The following is a 19046-nucleotide window of genomic DNA, read 5'->3' on the forward strand; positions in this document are numbered from 1 at the left end:
AGTTCGTACAGTTATTTTCTTACAGATTTTTTTCAAGAGAGACGGCTATGAACACATTGATAGATTTTGAAAAGATTACTCAGTTATTTAGTGCTGCTGACACAGAAAATAGAGACTTTCTGTATGAATACGAAGTGTACAATCTCTTAGCAAACTCCGGCGCAGAAACACCACCAATTGCAAACCTTTTGCCCCGAGGTGCGCGATTTTCAGACGAAGAGCTTATGGCTATTCCGGGTGAAAAAGCTGTACTCAAAATTGTATCCCCTACTATTATTCATAAAACAGAAGTAGGTGGAGTCCGTATTGTAGAAAAGCAACCATCTAAAATCCGCTCTGCGGTTCGCGGTATGCAGTATGAAGTTCCGGAAAACTACGCTGCGTACATAGAACGTCATCCTGCCCACGCACCAGAGTCTTACAGAGGCCTGAAAGGTGAAGCGCTGATCAAAGCTATCAGCCGTGACTTAAAAGGGGTGCTGCAAGTACAATTTATGCCGCCGGATTCCAGCGCATTCGGCAACGAACTCATTGTAGGTCTGCGTCATACCCGTGAGTTCGGCATGGTTATCAGCGCAGGTCTCGGTGGAACTGATACCGAGCTATACGCCGAACGCTTCCGCAAGGGGCAGGCAATTGTAGCTGCATCCACAGACCTTGTTGACGGTGAATCATTCTTCGCACTGTTCCGTAAAACTATTTCATATCGAAAACTTGCCGGACTCACCCGAGGACAACGCCGTATTGTCACGGATGAACAACTCATCGAATGTTTTAGCTCTTTCATTGAAATGGGACGTTACTACTCAACATCCAACAACAACGCACCTTTTATTATTGAAGAGCTTGAAATCAACCCCTTTGCGTTCACAGACTACCTTATGGTTCCGCTGGATGGTATGTGCCGTTTCGGAAAGGCCCAGAAACTGGCTAACCCTCGTCCGATCAAAAAGATTAACAACCTGCTGCACCCTGAACGCATCGGTATCATCGGAGTTTCCGCAACCCGCCGCAACTTCGGCCGAATCATCTTAGAGAACATTCTTGCTGAAGGTTTTTCCAAGAAAAATGTGACCCTCATTAGAGACGGTATTGACGAAATTAACGGTGTGCGCTGCGTTCCAAACCTTGCCAGCCTAGACCACAAGCTTGACCTGTTCGTTGTTGCCGTTTCTGCAGCACAGGTGCCGCAGCTTGTAGATGAACTTGTAAGTCTTGATGCTGCCCAGAGCGTCATGCTTATTCCAGGCGGCATGGGTGAAACTGAAAGCAGCCAAAAAGAAGCAGCTGAACTCATTGCCCACATTAACGCCACCCATGCCAAAGGAGACGGAGGCCCTGTATTCCTCGGTGCCAACTGCATGGGGGTAGTTTCACACCCCGGTTCCTACGACACATGGTTCATTCCAGAAGAAAAACTTCCGAAAAACCGGTCTGCAACCCCACACCGGGCAGCACTTATCAGCCAAAGCGGTGCCTTTATGCTGCACCGTTGCAGCCAGAGCCCTGAGCTGCACCCTAGCTATATGATCTCCATGGGCAACCAGACAGACCTCACCCTTGGAGACATGGTTCGTTATTTCAAAGATGCTGAACAAGTGGATGTAATTGCCGTATACGCAGAAGGCTTCAGCGATTTAGACGGCCTCGAATTTTGTAAAGCGGTCCGCGAGGCTATTCATAACGGGAAAGAAGTTATCTTCTACAAAGCAGGTCGCACTCCGGAAGGCAAATCCGCCACAAGCGGCCATACAGCATCGCTTGCCGGTGATTACATGGTATGCGAAAGCTGTGTGCGTCAGGCTGGTGCTCTTGTTGCGCGAAACTTTCAGGAATTTCAGGATCTCTTCATGCTTGCAGAAATGCTCCATGACAAAACTATTGCGGGCAACCGCCTTGCAGCTGTTAGCGGCGCGGGATTTGAAGCGGTAGGCATGGCTGATTCTATCCATTGCGACGACTTCCAGATGGACTTGGCACAATTCGGCTCTGACACAAAACAAACCATTGCCGCAATGCTCGAGGCAAACCGTCTGCAATCTCTGGTAACAATCCAGAACCCGCTAGACCTCACACCAAGTGCAACCGACGCTCTTCACGCAGATGCAGTAAAAACTCTCGAAAAAGATACTGCTGTTGATTCCGTAATTGTCGGACTCGACCCGCTTTCCCCTGCAATGCACACTCTTGCAGAACCGACAAGGCCAGCTTTTTCCATGGACGATGTCCACTCTATTGCCAATCTGCTTGTAGATGTCGCAAAAAAATCATCCAAGCCGATCATCGGCGTCATTGATGGCGGCAGGCTCTATGATCCGCTACGTGATCATTTCTTACAGAACAACGTTCCCGTCTTTCCTGTCTGTGACCGAGCCGTAACCGCGCTCGCATTGTACTCTGAAGCACGACTCCGCGTTGAAGAAATCAGAGCTACCAACGAACATTTTTAATGCGTTTCATTCTCAGGGGCGCTTCTTTGCGTGTTTTGCCTCCGGCGGCCAGAGAACCTTTTTGAAAAAGGCTTCTCTGGCCTCTCCAAAAATGTTTATTCACAAGAACAGCACGTTCCAGCATATCGTTACTATTCAGCAACACAGCCCATTACAAAAAAATTATTTATCGCAACACATTAAATATATTTTGACTTTCAAACAACATATTGATCACTCAATCAATAACCAAGTGTCTTTACAGCAACAATTTGGTGTCAAACAATGGCCGAGTCATTTTTTCTGGAGATAAATCCCAAGCCGTGAAAGATAACTCCAGTGAATGTCTTAGCGTTGTTTCGGTCACAGTCGCACTAACCCGGCGATGGTACCTCCCAGAGATGAATTCTTTTAAATTAAGTATAATTCATCCCTAAAAAAATCCGAGACTTACCCCACGCATTTTGAAGACAAACAAGACAGAAAAACCCACCTGGCAGCAAGTGGGTTTTTTCTATTTTGCAGTCGGTAGACTATGGATATTCAGTCATAGACCTTTTCAACGTTTCATTTAATAGAGAATACATTGCAACAGAACAACGCATCCCGCTTAATATGACATACAGCAATGCATAGAGATAAGAGTCTTTACACTGCTGGCGTCCGGCAACTCCATTGCCTCCATAGCAACCTCTTTTGCTTCACTCACCACTATCGAGCGGATCAGATTTTTTGTCTGTTCAAGCGAAGTAGCGGATACTGCGAGCGAATCGATCCCCAGTCCCACAAGGACAAATACGGCCTGCAAATTACTGGTTATCCCCCCGCCCACGCTCACAGGGATACCCGCATCGTGCGCCAGACGGATTATATCACGCATTATCCTTAAAATTGCAGGATGCAACTGCGTAAACTCTGTACCCAATACAGAGTTTTTCGCGTCATACACCATTACATACCGCGCAAGATCATCACCGCCCAATACAAAGAAATCTGCTTCACGCGCCAACTGATCTGCAAGAAATACAGACGCAGGAACTTCAATAACAATACCCAGATCAACATTGACTGAGCAGGGGATAGAATCTTTTTTCAACATGACACGCGCTTCATTGATGACGGCATATACTTCGCGCAACTCTGTAAGGTGTGAAACCATTGGAACCAACACCTTTATCGGGAATTCTGCTGCGGTTCGAAGGAGAGCTTTGATTTGCTGTAAGAACATATCCCTGTGGGCAAGGCTGTAACGCACACCTCGCCTGTCAAAACCAACATTACGCTCTGTTGGATTCTTATCCAGATACGGCAGTGCATTCTCACCACCTAAATCCGCAGTAGAAATGACCAGTGGATCCCCTTTCATCATGGCTGCTGCTTTCATGTACTCTTGATACTGTTCTTCCTCTGACGGTGCACTATCCCTGTTTAAGTACAGATACTCTGTACTTAAAATACCAATACCGTCTGCACCCGCATCAAGAGCCGCTTTAATTTCACTTACGGATTTTACATTTACATCTACACGGATACTTTTACCGTCACGTGTTACCGCAGGCTCAACAGCTTTTTGTCGTACTTCCTGCAAATGCGTGTCCCACTGGGAACGCAGTAAGGCCAGCTTTTCCTGTTCTCTTGAACTCGGAGAAGTCCAAACTTCACCAGTTGAGCCATTAATACCTATAATGTCACCATCTTGAAGAGAATCAACAAGCCCATTCGCTCCGGCAACAGCAGGAATTTTCAAGGCTCGGGAAAAAATCGCTACGTGTGAGGTTGCACCACCTTCCTGCGTAACAATCCCCAACACGTTCTCCTTATCGAGATCGACCATGTCAGAAGCCCCGAGATCAGTTGCCACCAAAATAGCAGGTTCTTCCACCTTGGGCCCGTTAAACACTTCCCCCGTTAAAGCCCGAAGAACCCGGGTGCCAACATCAAGAACATCCACAGCTCTGCCACGCACATATTCATTTTGCAGAGAGCGGTACCGCTCCATTGTTTTTTCTATGGTCTCCACCCACGCAGACTCTGCATTATACTTTGACTTCGTAATAAAATCGTGCGCGGAACACGTAATATACGGATCATCCAATAACATACTATGCAATGCAAAAAATTCTGCCTCTTCCACGGTGGCTGCATTACCGGACGTTTTCTGTTCCAACTCGGCCAGTTCAATACGGGCCATAGCGATGGCTTCTGCCAGACGTACCATCTCATTTTCAGCATCCGAAACTATTTTCCGTTCAATTTTCGGCAGCATTGGATGATACCAGACAACGGGCCCCAACGCGCTTCCCGGAGAAGCCGCAATACCACCTTGCGGTATACTTTCTTTCCGCAAGGTGAAATCAGGCTTGTCTACATCACCAAAATTTACATCAGCTAATGCCCGCAAAGCAGTGAGCACATCTTTAGCATCTTCTCCTACCGCACGGAACATGATGCTTTCTCCCTGTGACACTGCCAGCATTGTTATCTGGTTCAACGAACGGGCATTAGCACTTTCCGTCCCCCGAATTAACCACACATCAGAAACATACCCGCCAACAGTTCCAACTATACGCGCTGCCGGGCGCGCATGTAGCCCAAGCTTATTAGGGATTACTAATGAAATCTCTTCACTTTTTTTCCCCGACGGAGGAGTATCCACATTACGCATAGCTACAAAAAACTCCGTTTTTTCTATCCCAAGTTGTTTGGCCTTGAATTGAACAATTGAAGCCAACTCTTCAAGTACTGTTTCCATATCAGCGCCTAAGGACACTTGAACAGCCGCAGCCATTGCTCCTTCCACTAACGGAGCAGGGCTTAAAACAATATCCCTTCTTTCTACCTCCGGCAAAAGATCGATAGCAGCCTCTGTGCTAAGCATCGCACTGCCAAAATCCATAAGCACAAGAACCCCATCCCCCTGTTGAACCTGCTTCACAGCATTGAGAATTTTAACAGGGTCGGTTCCAATAGGATTTTCTTCATCGTTGGTGCCAGCAGCCACGGCCATCGGTACTGAATGTTGCGTCATCTGCCCAACAATTTCCCTGATTCCTTCTGCTAAACGAATACTATGAGAAACTAAGACAATACCAACCATAATTTCACTCTCTTATGCTCTCGTACAATGCGGTAACAAGATAGTACGACGAAGTTGCTCCGGGATCCTGATGTCCTATACTCCGCTCTCCTAAATAACTTGCCCGCCCTTTTCGAGCCAGCATAGGTATTGTTGCCTTCATCCCTAACTCCGCAGCATGAACACATTCCTCTAAAATTTGTTCCATGCCCATCCCAGCTTCAAGGCTTTGTTTATACTTACGCAATACAGGAGCCCACACATCATACATCGTCTTATCTTCTTCTTCAGTTCTGCCACGAGTAACCAGCCCGGCTACTCCTACATCAAGAAACGTCAGCAAGGCAGACGCATCAAGAGCTTCAGCATCTCCAACAGTTGCTGCGCCCTTAATAAACAAGGCTCCGTACAGCGGCCCACTTGCACCGCCAATGTTGGAAAGTAGCACCATACCTGTCTGCTTAAGTACTTCACCTAAGCATAAGTGCTCCATTTCAGGAAGGTTATGGATAAGCTTACTAAAGCCTCTATCCATATTAATACCATGATCACCATCCCCGATGGCAGCATCAAGCAAATGGAGCTCATGCTTGTGCTCTGTCATTAATGTTGCTGCGTTATTGAACCATGCAAAAGCAGTAGCTTTAGTCAGCATTACCATCCTCGTCTGCTACTATTTTACGGCACACTCAGGGACACACAGAGCAGAGGTAAGAGCTGGTGCATCCCATAATTTCACCATTTCAGCATCTGCTCTCAGTAAACTTATAGAACACCCCTGCATTTCCAGTGATGAGATATATGTTCCAACCAAATTTCTTCGGATACGAACGCCACGTTCCTCACACAGTTCTGCCAGTTTCCGGTATACGCTGTACAATTCACCTAATGGAGTTCCGCCCATACCATTGACCAACGCAATAAATTCATCCCCCTCCCCAAATGGCTCGCTCACAAGCTGCACATCTTCCCACTGCCCTGTGTCTGTATTCAGTTCTCGAACAACACGGATATATACAGGATCTGAAAAGATATGCTCGACTAAAATCTCCACAAGATCATCCACACGGGCCATGCACATGCGCTCTACTCCGGGCTCACCATGGATACCTATGCCTATCTCAACTTCATCATCACCCAGAACAAAGGTAGGCGCTCCTGCCATGGGTACAGTGCACGAACTCAATGCAACTCCCATAGAACGCCCGTTCAAATTCACACGACGGCACAAATCTGCACATTCTTTCAGCGAATACCCTGCTTCTGCTGCAGCCCCGACAATTTTTTCTGCAAGTACTGTAACGCCGACGCCGCGTCTTCCTGCTGTACCTCCGCCCCCTTTTACCGCCACATCATCATCAATCAAAACACACTGAACCTGTATTCCTTCGACCATGCACAGTTCAGCAGCAGTTTCAAAATTAAATACGTCGCCCGTGTAGTTCTTAACCAGAAACAGCACCCCCGCTCCTCGATGTACGTTCTTCGCGCATGCATAAATCTGGTCAGGTGTCGGTGATGTAAATACTTCCCCGGGACATGCTCCGTCCAGCATGCCATACCCGACATACCCACAATGCATTGGGTCATGCCCGCTCCCGCCACCGGAGACAATGGCCACTTTCCCATCTGGAATATTCTTCCTGCACAAGTACCGTGGCTCCATGTTCAAATATAATTCAGGATGCGCTGCAGCCAGCCCCAGCAACTGTTCATCCACAACGTTTTCAGGTTCGTTAATTAACTTTTTCATTTACTCTCTCCGAACTCTCAAACTCACAAAGTTCAAATTGCAATCACGAATCATACCACGGAAGGCCACACAAAATCGTGGATTATCTGTAATGCTTTTTATGTCTTCAGCTGAGAAAAAGCTGCACCCCCGTCACGATAGTTACCCTCTCATTCTGCAATAATAAAAGGGCTGTCCCACAGATATGGAACAGCCCTTTTATACTTCAACGAAAGATAGTTAACCGGACAGACTAGCCCAAAACAGCCTTTATTAAAAGATCTGCATGCTACACTTTTCTCGCCACAGAGTTCGTTAAATAAACACCTGAGACAACGAGCGCCACGCCTACGAGCAACGACAGCGCCAACGATTCACCAAGAAAGAACCAGCCGCACAGAATCCCGGCTACCGGCACGAAATTAATAAATACAGCGGCACGCGATGCTCCGATCTCGTGAATTGCTTCATAAAACCATGTAAATCCAATAACGGTGCCGAGTACTCCAAGGTATGCGATACATAGGTAATGAGTCACAGTGTAACCGGCAAAATCAGTTACCAACCCTTCATACAGGGCGAACGGTAACAACATTATCGTACCTGTAATACAGGAATAGGTGATTGCTGCGTGCGGAGTTAAAAAGCCCATCATTCTTTTACCTAATAAAGAATACGCGGACCAACTTGCAACACAGCCAAAAATTGTAAGGTCACCGGAGGTCAGGCCGCCTGTAAAGAGTGACACAGGATCTCCACGGGAAATAGCTATAGTTGCTCCTGTTACTGAAAGACAAATACCAATCCCTTTACGTGGAGTCAGCTTTTCACCAAACAGTAATGCCGCCAACAACGTGATGACTATTGGGTTCATAGAAATAATTACTGCAGCTCTGCCTGCCGGGACAGTTTGTAATCCTGTAAAAAAGAAGGCGTTATATGCAAACACACCGGTTGCCCCTAACAGACAAACGCCTATCCATCCTTTTTTATCCAACTTAGGCAACCCGCCAGAGCGATTATGCATTACCCACATCATACAGACTGATGCTGTCAAAAAACGCAAAAACGCAGCGGAAAAGGCTCCCATTCCATTCGACAACAGCCTACCTGCGACGAATGTACCTCCCCACAACAATGCGGTTAGGATTAGCTTTCCGTACACCATCATCTCTGTTTTCTCCCAAGAACGTTAAAAACGCATCGCAATATTGGTGCCTTTCACAACACACCGGCCGTAAGTAGCCAGCTAGTTACAATAACAAGAAAAAATACCATTGCCTCATTTACTGCAAATAGCACTCAACCCTATAAGAGACGATACGTAATATGTCGTAAACGACCACCTTCTATGTTGTTTACTCATTTCGGTACATCCATGCGCTGTTATGACGAGCTTTAAATCTCAAGCGGCTTTCGCTTATAGACTGAAATTCCCCGCGCAAAAAGTCCCGCATCCTACAAGAACACGGGACAGATAGAGTCTTTCATAAAAAAACGACACGAGTATCTTGGTTACACTACGCTAAGGCTATTAATTGCGTGACAGCGCTTCGTAGAATCACGCACGACATTACGGCGAGCATTCCGAAAAGAACCTTTCGGTACGTAAATTCACCAATTTTAGTGGATACCATCACACCCAAACGGGCTCCGATCATGACAGCTGGTGCTGCAGCTGCAAAAAGCATTACGGTTTCCTTTGTCTGAATCCCTGCATACGTCTGTAACAAAATAACCAGAATGCCTGAAACAATAAAGTAACTGGCGATGCCCGCTTTGACGGCATCCTTCGTCCAGCCCGCAAGAGAGGTGTAGACAATAGTTGGAGGCCCTCCCATTCCTATGGACGAACTGATTGCAGTAGAACAAAATCCAGCGACAACGCCCCAGCCCTTATGTATGACCTTTTGTTTTTTGCCTTCAAAAAACAACCCCCATACTGCATAGATAAATAGAAAAATTCCCATGCCTAATTTCAAGTAATGCACAGGGAACTTCTGCATCATAGTAATGCCAATAATGGCACCGGGTATTGTCCCTATATAAACAGGCTTTAATTTTTCAAAATCGATATGTTGTCGATACGTCCATGCCATTTGGAAACACAGAGTAACGCCGAGAATCGTACAACTAGGCACTGCAAGGCGCAGCGGAACCATCGTTGTAACAAGAGGCATAGCAATAAGCGCAGCACCAAACCCCGCAATACCGTTGATGAACCCGCCAACGCCCCAGCACAAAACTACAAAAAGTAGATGCTCCATTATATACTCCGTTGCCCAACACCTGTTGAACAGTTAATGACAAAGGGCAATGTGGGCTAAAACGGAGAAAATGTTAAATACTAATTTGAAAGGCCTGTCATAAGTGCCTCCTATGACCAAACCTTGCCTTTGCATTTACACACTGCAACGAACTTATTATAGCCTTAGTAAACTTTTTCAGGCGATATTCAAACAACTTACATCCTACTGGAATTAAAATGTACCTTCTTTTTGCAGGAATCTTCGGGCTGATACTTGGCAGCTTTTACTCTGTCTGTGCCAGCCGTTATGGGACAGAAAAAACTGTCGCCAGCCCGGCACGCTCGTACTGTCCGCACTGCAACCATCAACTTACAGTCCTTGAAAACATACCGCTCCTAAGCTTTATAATACAGAAAGGGCACTGCATCCATTGCCGCACCCGTATTCCACTATTCTATCCATTGATTGAACTTGTCTCTATGCTCTGGGCAATACTTGCTGCATGGAACGCAACAACTCCGCTGGAGTGGATAGCCCTTATGATTATCGGCGGCATATGTATCGTTGCATCCGCCATTGACCTGCGAACCTTTCTGTTACCGGATGTCCTTACATATTCCGGCGCAATAATCGTACTTGGAGCAAGCTATGCTGGGATACTTCAGATTGACTTCATACAATCTTTGCTTGGTGCGATTATCGGCGCATTTGCTTTGTTGGCCGTTGCCGCAGTCTACAAGCTGATTCGAAAAATTGACGGCATGGGGCTTGGCGACGTTAAATTTATGCTGATGCTTGGTGCTCTGACTGGGGTAGAACACCTTACCATTTTCATTCTAGCTGCAAGCGTCTGCGCGCTTATTTTCAGTATCATTGCAATGTGGGGAAAAAAAAATATCTCCACAGCATATGTCCCCTTCGGCCCTTTCCTCGCATTCGGAGCACTCATTACCTACCTATACGGTGATCAAATAATCTTTTTTCTCCACTAAAAAAGAACTCATGAAAAAACTTACTTATCAATTCATGCTATATAACCGGCTATTTTTACCATCTTCTCTCATTCATACCAACGATCCTGCAAAGCTGCTTTTGCCGAACAACTAGTCACCAATATTACACAGCCACACCTAAACAGCGGATAGACTGAAGAAGTTCGCTGATACTATCCTGAATTTGCAGGAATGCTGCTACAACTACAGGATCAAACTGTGTCCCTGCGCTCCTGACAATCTCTGCAACGGCCTGTTCATACTCCATTGCATTCCGGTATGGCCTATTTTGCAACATTGCAGAAAGACTGTCTGCGACGGCAATAATTCGCGCACCTAAAGGGATATCCTTTCCACAAAGTCCCTCGGGATATCCCTTGCCATCATAACGCTCATGATGGTGCAAAATAATTTTTACGACTTCACCATTGCCCACTGCTCCCATAACCGGTGTTACTATCTCCGCTCCCAACTGTGGATGGCGCTTGATTTCCAAATACTCTTCATCCGTAAGCGCATTATCTTTTTTCAAAATTGAATCTGGTACACCTATTTTACCGATGTCATGCAGGTGACCGGCAATATGAAGCAACTGCGTTTCCATCGGGGAAAGGCCAAGCTGTACTCCTATTGCCTGAGAAATGATGGCAACTTCCTCAGAATGCAAACACGTACAATGATCTTTCGCATCTATGGCATTACCCAGCGATTCCGCAAATAAATGAAGTGAGCTGAGAACTTCACGCTGCACCCGTTCATCATTTTTCTGAGCAACCCCCTGAGGGGCCCAAAAGCTGTCCATAATTGTCATACCTCACCGAGAAAAAACGACGTAAAATAAAAAAACACAGAGTATGATCTACTGCCTATTCAAATTAAAAAACACATCCTGACAATCTTATCCCACAGCAACAGATGTATCTCGAGCCCTGCATTACCTTTGCAGGAGAATATCCCCCCCTGTCCTCACCTTTCAACACTATCAACTGTGATATTGATATTCATTATCACAGTCAAGATGTTCTTAGGTTCCCTTCACTAAGTCACTTTAAATAAATGCTAGAGACGCCGCGGCCTGACACAATGAAAAAAACATGGGAACCCTTTTCAACTGCTCACAGTGCAACAAATCTGTTGGACAGCAAAAAATCTCCAATTACCGGGAGGCGGAAATGGCGGAAATGACTCCTGCTGAGATGCTTTTACTCATAAGTTCAATAGCGTTACTTCCTATTGCTCTTGCTTATGGACTTTACCCGAAATTTACGATGAGAAAACTCTATAATATTGAAGTTCGCTCAACAAATCTGGCAAATATTACCCGTTCCATTATGGGACTCCACCTTGCTTTCATCATTTACTGGATGCTCGCATTTTGGGGTTTTATAGGCGCAAAAGCAGCACTTGGTTCACTTACAACATTTATGTTTGGTCTGGCCTTCGGACGCACTGTGAGTTGGTGCGTTGACGGTAAGGCAAACCTTTGGCTGGTACTATACCTGATACTTGAAGTCTTTTTGGGCTGCACAGGGCTATTTCTTGTTCTTACTATGTAACAACCACTCTAAGAGCCCAGAAACACAATGTTACCCTAACAACAAAAAGGCCCGTTATCGCATCGCAATAACGGGCTTTTCTTTACGGCAATCCGCCTTAATATAATTGTATCTTATGAAGCAAACCGTATTCGATCGACTTCTTCCTTTATCCTGACACCTGAAGGAGTAATACATAAGCCGCCCTTACCAGTGCATCGCAATGTCTCCGGTAAAGCATTTCCTACTTCCCACATGGCACAGATGACATCATCAAGCGGCAGGTTTCCTTTAAATCCGTGCATAGCTAAATTTGCCGAAGATACTGCATTACTTACAGCACCCACGTTACGCCCAATACAAGGTACTTCCACCTGTTCCGCTACAGGGTCACACGTAAGCCCCAAAGAATTTTGCATAGCAAGGGCTGCTGCGTCACAAGCGGCCTGTGCTGAGCCACCAGCCATATTGACCAAGGCCGCTGCTGCCATACTAGCCGCAGAGCCGCATTCGGCCTGACAACCGCAAACTTCAGTGGCAAAAGTTGACTGTTCACTGATAAATACCCCAATAAGCCCTGCCGATAGCAACGCCTTTGCAGCAAATTCAATTCGAAAATCCTGAGGCACACCAAGCTCATCAAGTGCACTAAAAACAGCCGCAGGCAGCACGCCACAAGAACCCGCAGTAGGCGCTGCGACAACACATCCCATTGCAGAATTTAACTCCATTACTGCAACGGCCATGACAGTAGCCATATCCAACATGCCTGTCGGTATAAATTTCCCTTGATCAACAGCATGCTGTAACTCGCCCGCAGTAGGTTTCAAAAAGCCTTTCATAGCAAACCTACCGGTCAAACCGGTTGCGATAGCCGTCTCCATTGTCTGAGCAATCTCTTCCATCATATGAAGTACTTCGACCTCATCTACATTCCCACGAGCCGCCTCGTATTTGGCTGCCGCTTCCCACAAAGGCGCATTATCATGCTCTGCACACCACTCAAGCAATTTTTCTGCACGGGTAAATGGAACCTTACATGTTGCAGAAGCAAGAACCGGCATGACAGGAGCTACTTCCCGTATTCCTGCATTACCGCAAAGCCCTGTCACATACTCCAGCTGTGCCGAGGAAAGCTTCTGACGCAGATGGATGACGATCACCCCACGCCACTCATCATTTTTTTCTCCATTATCACTTACGGTACTTCCATGAACTTCAACTGTTGCTCTTGTTAAAAACAATTCGATTCTGCTGCAAAGTTGTTCTAGTGATAACGAAACTCGCTCAGAAAGAAGAATAACGAGCTCATGGTAGTCTCCCGCCATATAGACGGGACAGCCGTTTATTCCATTCAATTCAATACGTCCGCCCCCTGTGGACAGCGCTTTTACGAGGACGGATACTCCGTACTCATCCATAATATCCAGTAACATAACGTTAGGATGCTCTGCTTCAAACTCTTTAATTTCAAAGACAAGATCTACTCCTGCCTTTTTTATCAGTTCAAGCGCATTAGACAACCGGGGATCCTGGGGAACCATTCCCATCAACCCTGCTGCTAATCCTTGATCAGATTTCTGCCCTCTATATGTCGTGGAAAAAGAACCACTTGCTTCAAAAGTCACTCGTACACGCGATAGTTTACCACCTGCCAATTGCCTTGCAAGATTTCCGATACGAGATGGTGCTGCTGTATGAGAACTAGATGGGCCAGTCATAACTGGCCCAATGACTTCGTTAAAAATGCTCGATGGTAGCTTTGACATACTCATTCCTTATGTTGCGTTACAATAGCTGTAATTAATTCCAAAAGTATTTTGGTAGATATAGTGCAATATATGAAAATATGTTGATTAAACCAAACTAAGACACTTCATTATATCAGGAGTACGCGCATAATTCTTTCTATGCTGACTATCTACACTTTATCGATATGAGCATCACAATACAGTAACAACACTACTGAAAAAATAATAGTGACACATCAAATATACATAGCAAAAGTTACAGTAAATTGTGCTGAGGAATAGAAAAGACCTATAGTAATTTAATGCAGCAATAGTTAGGCAACAATGAACCCAACCTGTCTTCCCCTTAACATAACAAGACAGACTATGAATACATCAATAATTATAAAAGGCGGGAATACGGATATGGCCCTCTAAACAATGCTCCCAAACCAGACAGAAGGCCCTGAACGAGAATAATAACTGCCTTATACTCTGTTGATTAGAATAAGCTTATGAGGGGGGGGATGAAGATAATAAAGAAAAATTATAAATAATTTTAAATTGTTAAATGACAAACCACTCCTATGGCGCAAGAGCAATATCTAATAGTCCCTTTTCAGTTGAATCCTCGCTTTAGCAACACGCTCTGCCCCCTCGCACCTCGCAGTTATTTCACAGCTCTTCATCACGAGAAAATGAAAGTGCTTCAGCTTTATCGGAACGGAATTCCGTTACAAAGCAACGAACATCCGTTTTAATCACGGAATTCCGTTGAAAAAACAAATATCAAAATAATTAAATATTGTTATTTCAAATACATACGCAACAAAACAATTTGGCTCACCTCTTGCTTTGTATGACAACGAAATCAAAAATTCTTTTGTGGAGCGTTTGGAATAACAGGTAATCATCCACCTAGTACCACCAGCACCAGCCGCTTGCTCCCATTCAGTTCTAAAAGGATCTATACATGAAAACAGAGAAACAGACTCATAACAATCACGACAGCAATTCTACGGACAATATTGCTGCCGACAAACTGCTTCGTTCTGCTGCAAAAGACGTTGCCGCCCATGAAGCACGTATGCGAGAGATTATTCTTACCCTGAAAAAAGCAGCGGAAGGAGATACTGATCTTTCTATTGTGGGTGAAAGAAAACTGAGAAGTATTGCAGCTCATTTTGACATCAGCACCAAGAATAAAGAAACAAACACAATTGCTGCGGAACTCGCAGACAAGCTGCTTGATGACATCAGCCGCACTGAGCCTGGTCTCTGCTCCACTCTTAGTGTCGTCGCCCCGCCTGAACGAATCCAGACATGGAAACAACTTGACCTGCTGCCTGTCAGTTCCTCCTTCGAAGTGTCCAGCGCTCTGAAGCAAACATCAGACGAAAGCCTGAATGATTGGCAAAAAAAAATGAATACAACCTTCCGGCTCGGGGCCGCCTTTTTACTCAACTGCACCGCAGGTAGTTCTCTAGCTACTGACTGCCTTTGCGGTACTGCAGAACATACTACTACGAAGGTTTATCTCGAATCGTTACATGCAGACACCGTGAACATTGCATTATACGAACATATCCCAACGCTTGCTGCTGCCGTATGTAATGCGACCCAAAACAAAAGATTTACTGCAATGGCTAACGAGGCAGGCGCGACTGGAATCCAAGTGTATGAGATCCGCAGTTCAGATAAGCCCTCCACAGATACCGTTGATAACGTATTTCGACTCGCTACGACTAATGGGGTTGGTCTCGCTCTCGAAACAGGTGCAATTGATGTATTGTTAGCTGATACACAAAAAGTTCTGCCTAAAATTGCAAGTGTTGCCGCCTTCAATAAAACCGTCATCGTGACAACAAACAAATCTAGCCATCTCGCCGGGGCTGAATTTATTGGCACAGGCAATGAAGTTCAGACACTTGCAGAAAACATCGTCACGCGTGCTATTGAAAGCTTCAAAAACCGTCGTGATGTCAAAAGGACACTCCCCGGCAAAGACGTTACAGCTCAAGTTGGCTTCAGCCTTGATACTATAGACAGACATTACGGCTGTCTTGACCGTATCGCATCTGCTTTAATTGATGGAAAAATCAAAGGCATCGTCAGCCTTTTCGGCAGTACTCCAACCGACGCTGACTCAACACAACATCTTGCAGTGCTCATTAATACTTTGCTTGAGAATAACATCCTGATCTTCGCCAATGGTTACCCGGCGTTCTCTTTGGCAACTCAGGGTTTCTGCTCCAGCAAAGCACGGGAAAAATGCGGTGAGATGCTGCAGCTTTTCCTTAATACAAACATGCCGCCTGTATGGCATTTCGGAGAATGCACTGATAATGCACAGCCATTAGCAACATTTAGAGAAGTTGCTAAATATGCTGGCCATAAAATGAAAGACCTTCCTTTTGCTGCTGTCATTCCAGAATGGTCCGAAGCCGAAGGTCTTGGGGCAACACTCGCATTCCGTGTATCCGGCTTTGACACCTATCATTGTACCCCTCCTTCACTACAGCAGTCCAAAAAGATTCAGGATTTTCTGTATAATGGTACACAAGATCAGCTCGGCTCATCCATGCATGTGGCTCCTAACCCTAACGACCTTGCTGAAATGATTATTTCTGACTTTAACAACGCAAGATCGGAGCTTTGCTGGCGCTAGCCCACAGCCAGCGTGACAACGACTCTGTAGCCTTTTTTGTAAAAGGCTACTCAGCACTGCCTGTTCCTCCTTATGCGCATAGGCAGGCAGTGCTGACTATCCCCTCTCTCTATCTTGTTACTAACTTTTGTGCATAGGCACTGCCATCTTTACTACCCCTCATAAATACAAACTTGTTGTTATGTACCCCCGTTTCGTTTAGCGTTACGGGATGACTGGCAAGCAAAATTTTCACTTTAAAAATATGGAACTTCAATCACTTCTTCTGGAAATGGGTGAACAGCGCTCAACGAGTTCACTATTTCGCCTTATTGTTAACCGGCTGTTCCAGTTTGATGAGGTGTCACTCGTACGCATATGGCTCGTTAAAAAAGGCGACATATGCTCATCTTGCCTAATGCTCAAAGAATGTCAGCAAAGTCATAGATGCTTGCATCTCGTAGCCAGTGCAGGTCGGTCTGTCGTAAACAAAGATGAAGACTGGTCACGTCTTGACGGAAAATTTAGTAGATTTCCTATGGGCTGTAGAAAGGTGGGCCACATTGCCGCGTCCGGCCAACCTGTAATTGTTAAATCCGTCCCGGAAGACTCCAAGTGGATTATTGACAAGGGATGGGCAAAGCGAGAAGGAATAAATGGTTTTGCAGGTCACCCCATGCAATTCCATGGTGAGGTACTTGGAGTACTGGCTGTATTTACCAAGACACAAATAACCCAGCCGGTTCTCAATGAGCTGAACATCATTACAAACCATTCAGCCACCGCGCTTGCTAACGCCAGAGCCTTTGAAAAAATTGAGGAACTCACCAAGCAGCTTAAGAATGAAAACAAATACTTACGTGAAGAGCTGTCTGAAGTAAGCTTACATGGCGAATTTGTTGGACATAGTGCAGCGTTACAAAGAATCATTCAACAAATCGACCTTGTTGCCCCGACAGAGGCAAACGTTCTCATTCAGGGTGAGTCTGGAACAGGAAAAGAGCTAGTAGCTAGAGAACTGCATCGAAGAAGTAATAGAAGTTCAAAACCGCTTATTAAAGTTAACTGCGCATCAATTCCTAAAGAACTCTTTGCCAGCGAATTTTTTGGACATGCCAAAGGAGCCTTCACTGGAGCGCACACCTACCGTGAAGGTAAATTTGGTGCTGCCAACAATGGCACTTTATTTTTGGACGAAGTAGGTGAAATCCCACTCGAATTGCAAGCCCAACTTCTTAGAGTCTTACAAGAAGGAGAATACGAACGGGTCGGTGAAGAAAAAGTCCGAAAGGTGAATGCCCGCATTATTGCCGCGAGCAACCGTGACTTACTGAAAGAAGTAAAGGCCGATAGATTTCGAGAAGACCTATATTTTCGCTCAACGTATTTCCTATCACTGTCCCGCCGCTTCGGGAGCGCAAAGAGGACATTGAGCCTCTGGCTAATCACTTTCTGCAACGTTCACTCATCGGTATGAAACGTCCTGTCGTTCAATTCTCTCCCGACCAACTCGCAACCCTCAGTGCATACAGCTGGCCGGGCAACATTCGGGAACTGCAAAATATTGTGGAGCGATTTGCGATTTCTTCTATCTCAGAGTCCGCACAACTGGATCTTACAGACGGGTTTACGAAAACTTCACCTCAAATTGCTCGCAACTATAATCTAGATGATCAGCCGTTACTTACAGAAGAAGAAATGGTTCAACTTCAAGTAAAAAATATAGAAAAAGCCTTAAACCGCTGTAATGGAAAGATCTACGGAAAAAACGGAGCAGCGTTCCTGCTGGGAATGAAACCGACAACTCTCGCAACACGAATAAAAAAAATGAAGATTTCTCGCTAACGAAATTTCAGATACTGCTTGTAGATACGTACTTAATTAGCATTTTCGTTTTTAAACACAAAAACTGTATCACCTTATATAAAAAATTTTTATGCTTCCAACCTGATGCTGCCAGATCAGGTTGGAAGCATGTTTGTTACTAGCGAATTCAAAAAGCATGTTGCCAACTATGTTATTTAAAGGTGGTACCAAACATATTGCAACATACAGATAAAACATCAGGATAATCACCGATGTTCTCTTTATTGTACGTTCAACTCGCAGTAACGGTGGGGTATTTACTATGCGTTACACAACTAATTTATTTAACTAAGCAATAACCTGCTATCAAAGAAACAACATACTTTCACAGCTAGCCAATTTTTTACGTATTCCATCCATGGAATAAACGGAGCAAATACGTTTTTTATCCATCCCTATCTTCTGACATTGCAGAACGAAGAAACCGTTTTGATAAAAGCACATTAAAAAAGAGTACGGTATTTACATACCGTACTCTTAGTCTGACAATCCAAACCTTACTTATTTTCAGGCAGAATAGTTTCTACATCTGTGTGAGGACGAGGAATAACGTGTACGGAAACAACTTCACCAACACGCTGTGCTGCAGCTGCACCTGCGTCAGTTGCTGCTTTAACAGCACCAACATCGCCACGAACCATTACGGTTACAAGACCGCTACCGATCATTTCTTTACCAAGAAGGGTAACATTAGCAGCTTTAACCATTGCGTCACTTGCTTCGATTGCGCCAACAAGACCTTTAGTTTCAATCATTCCTAATGCATCATTCTTACTCATTGTACACTCCT

Annotated in this window: 14 protein-coding genes; 6 read left to right on the forward strand and 8 right to left on the reverse strand. The window is 45.2% G+C overall.

Annotated elements, in window-relative coordinates:
• Positions 1-47 precede the first annotated feature (47 nt).
• A complete protein-coding gene (locus tag F461_RS0104510) occupies positions 48-2450 on the forward strand; it encodes an acetate--CoA ligase family protein (protein WP_019999968.1) in 2403 nt (800 codons plus the stop codon).
• Between the two features lie 589 nt (positions 2451-3039).
• Here F461_RS0104510 and ptsP read toward each other — a convergent pair.
• The 5 genes from ptsP to F461_RS17075 form a co-directional block, all read right to left on the reverse strand.
• Positions 3040-5526 (reverse strand): phosphoenolpyruvate--protein phosphotransferase, encoded by a 2487-nt coding sequence (ptsP, locus tag F461_RS0104515; protein ID WP_019999969.1) that lies wholly within the window; start codon positions 5524-5526, stop codon positions 3040-3042.
• A 4-nt stretch (positions 5527-5530) separates the two neighbouring features.
• Positions 5531-6160, reverse strand: a complete 630-nt coding sequence (gene dhaL, locus F461_RS0104520) for a dihydroxyacetone kinase subunit DhaL (protein ID WP_051089195.1) — start codon at positions 6158-6160, stop codon at positions 5531-5533.
• Positions 6161-6178: 18 nt separating this feature from the next.
• Complete coding sequence (dhaK, locus tag F461_RS0104525; protein WP_019999971.1) at positions 6179-7258, reverse strand: dihydroxyacetone kinase subunit DhaK; 1080 nt, start codon at positions 7256-7258, stop codon at positions 6179-6181.
• Positions 7259-7526: 268 nt separating this feature from the next.
• Positions 7527-8408, reverse strand: a complete 882-nt coding sequence (locus tag F461_RS0104530; protein WP_019999972.1) for a DMT family transporter — start codon at positions 8406-8408, stop codon at positions 7527-7529.
• A gap of 349 nt (positions 8409-8757) precedes the next feature.
• Complete coding sequence (locus F461_RS17075; RefSeq protein ID WP_019999973.1) at positions 8758-9504, reverse strand: sulfite exporter TauE/SafE family protein; 747 nt, start codon at positions 9502-9504, stop codon at positions 8758-8760.
• Between the two features lie 218 nt (positions 9505-9722).
• Here F461_RS17075 and F461_RS0104540 point away from each other — a divergent pair, with 218 nt between their 5' ends.
• Positions 9723-10478 (forward strand): prepilin peptidase, encoded by a 756-nt coding sequence (locus F461_RS0104540; RefSeq protein WP_019999974.1) that lies wholly within the window; start codon positions 9723-9725, stop codon positions 10476-10478.
• 124 nt (positions 10479-10602) lie between these two features.
• Here F461_RS0104540 and F461_RS0104545 read toward each other — a convergent pair whose 3' ends face one another.
• On the reverse strand, positions 10603-11280 hold the full coding sequence (locus F461_RS0104545; RefSeq protein WP_143154803.1) for an HD-GYP domain-containing protein: 678 nt from the start codon (positions 11278-11280) through the stop codon (positions 10603-10605).
• 370 nt (positions 11281-11650) lie between these two features.
• Between F461_RS0104545 and F461_RS0104550 the strand changes: the two genes are divergently transcribed.
• A complete protein-coding gene (locus F461_RS0104550) occupies positions 11651-12034 on the forward strand; it encodes a DUF4345 domain-containing protein (protein WP_019999976.1) in 384 nt (127 codons plus the stop codon).
• 113 nt (positions 12035-12147) lie between these two features.
• Here the strand turns inward: F461_RS0104550 and F461_RS0104555 are convergent, their stop codons facing one another.
• On the reverse strand, positions 12148-13782 hold the full coding sequence (locus tag F461_RS0104555; protein WP_026364615.1) for an L-serine ammonia-lyase, iron-sulfur-dependent, subunit alpha: 1635 nt from the start codon (positions 13780-13782) through the stop codon (positions 12148-12150).
• 934 nt (positions 13783-14716) lie between these two features.
• Here F461_RS0104555 and F461_RS17080 point away from each other — a divergent pair.
• From F461_RS17080 to F461_RS19405, 3 genes are all read left to right on the forward strand, one after another.
• The gene (locus F461_RS17080; protein ID WP_019999979.1) at positions 14717-16411 is read left to right on the forward strand and encodes an anaerobic carbon-monoxide dehydrogenase catalytic subunit; all 1695 of its coding nucleotides are present in this window, start codon (positions 14717-14719) and stop codon (positions 16409-16411) included.
• Between the two features lie 244 nt (positions 16412-16655).
• The gene (locus F461_RS17085; protein WP_211211853.1) at positions 16656-17867 is read left to right on the forward strand and encodes a sigma 54-interacting transcriptional regulator; all 1212 of its coding nucleotides are present in this window, start codon (positions 16656-16658) and stop codon (positions 17865-17867) included.
• Entirely contained in the window at positions 17858-18235 is a 378-nt protein-coding gene (locus tag F461_RS19405) for an AAA-type ATPase lid domain-containing protein (protein WP_459562009.1), read from the forward strand. Before F461_RS17085 ends, F461_RS19405 begins: the two co-directional genes overlap by 10 nt.
• A gap of 518 nt (positions 18236-18753) precedes the next feature.
• On the opposite strand, the gene eutM is transcribed toward F461_RS19405, so the two are convergent.
• Positions 18754-19035 (reverse strand): ethanolamine utilization microcompartment protein EutM, encoded by a 282-nt coding sequence (gene eutM, locus F461_RS0104580; protein ID WP_019999980.1) that lies wholly within the window; start codon positions 19033-19035, stop codon positions 18754-18756.
• Between the last annotated feature and the right edge of the window lie 11 nt (positions 19036-19046).

It is taken from the genome of Halodesulfovibrio aestuarii DSM 17919 = ATCC 29578 (assembly GCF_000384815.1).
GTDB lineage: Bacteria > Desulfobacterota > Desulfovibrionia > Desulfovibrionales > Desulfovibrionaceae > Halodesulfovibrio > Halodesulfovibrio aestuarii.